Below are 3,862 nucleotides of genomic sequence, written 5' to 3'. Positions count from 1 at the left end.
TTCAGCTAGGGGGGAGAAGGTGTGTATTCTCCCCCCTCTAAGCTGACTAATACACAGAAGGAGTGCTTGAAATGAGTACAGTGACTGTAAACAATCGATGGATCGTTTGTCCGAAGCCTAATCCCAATGCTACATTTCGTCTATTCTGTTTCCCATTTGCAGGGGGATCCGCATCCGTGTTTCGTACATGGCATAAGAAGCTGCCAGACTATCTTGAGGTATGCTCGATACAGTATCCAGGCAGAGGTACATGGATGGGGGAAACATTTTATACGGACACCAAATCGATGGTTGAAGCGGCAGCGCAGGCGATTCGCTCTCATCTGGACAAGCCCTTTCTTTTCTATGGGCACAGCATGGGGGCCATTATTGCCTTTGAGCTTGCGCGATATTGTGCGGAGCAATTCGGTCGGCGCCCGATTCTGCTGATGGTTGGAGGGCGCAATGCGCCTGATGCGGATCGAGAGATCGAGCCGATCTACCATCTGCCTGAAGCAGAATTTCGTGCTGGACTGCGAACATATGGTGGAACACCAGATGAAGTGCTAGCGAATGACGAACTGATGGATTTGTTCTCACCAATATTGCGTGCCGATTTTCAATTGTCCGAAACATACTCCTACGAAGGTGGAAAAGTGACTTGTCCAATTGTTGCTTGGGGTGGATATGATGATCATATGGTGCCTGAGGACAATTTGCGTGATTGGAAGAGATTCACGGATTCACGATTTACATGCGAGATGCTGCCTGGAGGACATTTTTTCTTGCAAAGCCACCAAGAAGAACTGCTTATTAGAGTGAAGAGAGAATTAGAACTGCTTGCTCAATTATCAATTTGGGGCCGATTACAGTAATGCAATTTCCTATAATTATGTTATAATATACCTGAATTTAACAGAATAGGGTTGGAGGTTTGATAGGTGAACTTCACATTTCGAAAAAAGTCCACTGCACTGAAGTACAATTTGATCGGCCTGACTGTCGGCATACTGTTAGGACTTATTGCGATTATTCTCGTGGCTATCTTCTTGGGTTCTCCGTGGAATTGGATTGTCATGGTAATCGGAGTGCTTGTACTTTACGGTGGCACTCGCAGTCTGCTCGTCCTGATGAAGGAAGCTCACTCCATTGGCACGGAGGGGCTTGATTTCAAGTATTTTGGTTTCCATCTACATATTCCTTACCATGAAATTGATCGAGTAGAACGTTATACAGGAACATTGCCACGTTTTCTGGAGCTGCCTCACAGTGAACAGAAATATTCTCCCGACAACAAGACCCTCTACCTTGTAGCAGATACTGCGGAAATGATCGAAGTAACGATGAAACAACCGACCGAAACACCTCTTCCATGGCCGAGCAAAGAAGTGATCAACTTCTCCAAGCTCATTTTCAGCGTAGATGAACCCACGAAGTACCTTGATAAGTTATCTGAATATTTCAGTGATGAACAACCCAGTTCTGAAGCTAGTGTCGAAGTACAGCGCTCAATCTCGGATATTGCTGCTGCCAGTGAGACACTGAACGGTTCATTGCCCCGTTCAGAAGCAATACGAACGAAACGAAAGGAATTCATCGGAACAAGGGAAGGCAAGGCGATCAAAATTGCGGGTTTGCGCAAAACATATGGCAATTTTGAAGCAGTAAAGGGCATTGATCTGACCGTCGAGCCAGGTGAAATTCTAGCATTCCTTGGCAGCAATGGGGCAGGCAAAACTACTACAATTAAAATGTTGATAGGCTTGCTTGATCCAACGGCAGGAGAGATTACGATATGCGGAAAAGACTTGTTCCAAGATGGCTTATCTGCGCGGAAGCTAATCGGTTATGTGCCGGATAACCCGCTGCTGCGCGAGGGACTGACCGCACGTGAATTCCTGTGGCTCGTTGCAGGCTTGTATCATATTCCAGAGCAGGAGGCCAGAGCTCGAACGGAGGAACTGTTGAAGGCGCTCAAGCTAGAACAATGGGGCGATCATCTGATCCGTGGCTTCTCCCTAGGGATGAAGCGTAAGATGGCGATAGCAGCAGGGTTGATTCATCGCCCCAAAGTACTTCTGCTTGACGAAGTTACGAATGGTCTTGACCCTCGTGCTGCACGTGAGGTCAAGGATCTAATCGTTGATGCTGCCAACCAGGGAACAGCCATATTTATAACGACCCATATCCTTGGCTTGGCAGAAGAATTGGCGGATCAGATTGCAATTATTGATCGTGGTCAGTTGCAAGCATTAGGAACGATGGATGAACTCCGAACGCAGCTAGAAATGCCAGATGCGAATCTGGAACAGATCTTCCTCTACTTGACTGGTAATGTGCCGAGCGTGGAGGTGACGTGATGGCAAGCTCACATACAACACGTGCGCTAGTTCGATCCATCTTGCAAGAGAAATGGAATCAATCCTGGAGATTCAACAAATGGAAGCTTGGGTTATGGCTAAAGCTGGCTCAACTGTTTGTCGTCGGTTGGATTGTTCTTTTGCTTCGTGATGCATCTGTATACAGCTTCGGTCTCGTTGTGTCCTTCATATTATTATTATCTGTGTTTTTGAGCGTGCTTGATATATTCGGTAAGCAGGAAGGGCAGTTATATTCAGACCGATTCATGCAATTCGTACACATATCAGCTTGTCCTCCTGCACATGTGCTGCTTGCTTTTGTGATTGCAGAGCTGCCCTCTAAGGCATTTACATCTCTATTAACAGCAATCGTACTAAGCAACCTTTTGCCGTATGATATTGTTGTTTGGGCAGCACCACTATTGTTTCTTATCAGTTTATTCGCTGGATTGATTGGAGATTTGTCTGGCTTGTTGATGCTGGTAATCTTGGTTCGAGTGATGCCTGCTATCTTGGGAGCAATACGGGCTGTTATACCTGGAATAATTATTGCTTTACTTGTTTATGTGGTGTATATTCTATCGAATGGAATTCCTATAGAAGCTATTGGATTGTTGCTACAAGAATATCAAGCGAGGATCTACTTAGTTATAGGTATGTTGATGTTTCCAGGTATTGGGATGCTGATCGCTTTGTGGCTTGCCCCGCTGCGAATTGGTGCATTGTATCGGGATGGTTGGAGAGAAGCTTCCAAGCGCTTCGATGCTGGAAAAAATGCGTCTTCCCAATCCAGATGGCCTGCGTTGATGTCGGGTCCAATAGGCGCAATTCAAGCAAAGGAATGGCTGCAGTTGAGACGTAATCGCATAACGTATGTGCGGCTGTTGTTCCTTGCTGCAGGCCTAATTGCCGCATTCTTTGCAGGTCCGATAATTGCTGCTCAGGATGATTCCTTACGTATGGTGATTGTTCTGGCGGCAGGCTTGCTCGTTGCTCTGTTAAGCTACGGAGAGGTTCTTGCCGCGATGTTTGTCGGGGAAGGGCGCAACATGGCTTTTTACATTATTTCTGGCACACATCCAGGGCACTTGCTGCTTGGCAAGATGCTGTCTGGGATGCCGCTTGGCGGCATTAGCTTAGCAAGTACATGGGTGTTCGCTCTGTTCAGTGGAATGTCCATAAGTGAGCAGATTCATGCGGCTGTTATCGGTGGGCTGCTTGGAATCGGCATGATTGTCATCTTGATTGGAGTTTCTGCAGTAGGCATTAATCTAAGCGAATTCGATAAGGGAGACGAAAAGCAAACCTCCTCTGAAGTTAGTGAACAGCTTCCAAGCGGGGTGGGTTCCTGGTTAGGCATTGGGGTGGCACTGCTTTACTGGATGATCGGTTCTGTTGCTGGTGGTGCGGATCTTCCAAACTGGGTTACATACCTGTTCGTTGCCGTGCTCATTATGATGATGATTCTGGCGTATGTTCTAGGCAACTCCCGTCTCTGGAAATTAATGCTGCGCGGCAAATGA

The 3,862-nt window shown here is 46.8% G+C and carries 3 protein-coding genes; all 3 read left to right on the top strand.

Going from position 1 to position 3,862, the window contains the following annotated elements:
• Positions 1 to 71 precede the first annotated feature (71 nt).
• The 3 genes from ACQ5BJ_RS04405 (at position 72) to ACQ5BJ_RS04395 (ending at position 3,862) form a co-directional block, all read left to right on the top strand.
• Complete coding sequence (locus ACQ5BJ_RS04405) at positions 72 to 854, top strand: thioesterase II family protein (RefSeq protein WP_005549943.1); 783 nt, start codon at positions 72 to 74, stop codon at positions 852 to 854.
• Positions 855 to 920: 66 nt separating this feature from the next.
• Positions 921 to 2,339, top strand: coding sequence for an ABC transporter ATP-binding protein (locus tag ACQ5BJ_RS04400; RefSeq protein ID WP_005549944.1), 1,419 nt, complete (start codon positions 921 to 923; stop codon positions 2,337 to 2,339).
• The gene (locus tag ACQ5BJ_RS04395) at positions 2,339 to 3,862 is read left to right on the top strand and encodes a hypothetical protein (protein WP_005549945.1); all 1,524 of its coding nucleotides are present in this window, start codon (positions 2,339 to 2,341) and stop codon (positions 3,860 to 3,862) included. Before ACQ5BJ_RS04400 ends, ACQ5BJ_RS04395 begins: the two co-directional genes overlap by 1 nt.

This window comes from Paenibacillus sp. B1-35 (genome assembly GCF_050474385.1).
Classification (GTDB): domain Bacteria; phylum Bacillota; class Bacilli; order Paenibacillales; family Paenibacillaceae; genus Paenibacillus_B; species Paenibacillus_B alvei.
Note: the sequence above shows the minus strand (reverse complement) of the source record. Positions and strands in the feature narration are given on the sequence as shown.

Coding starts and splice junctions, on each gene's coding strand:
- ACQ5BJ_RS04405 (WP_005549943.1), top strand. CDS start 72: ATGAGTACAGTGACTGTAAACAATCGATGGATCGTTTGTCCGAAGCCT.
- ACQ5BJ_RS04395 (WP_005549945.1), top strand. CDS start 2,339: ATGGCAAGCTCACATACAACACGTGCGCTAGTTCGATCCATCTTGCAA.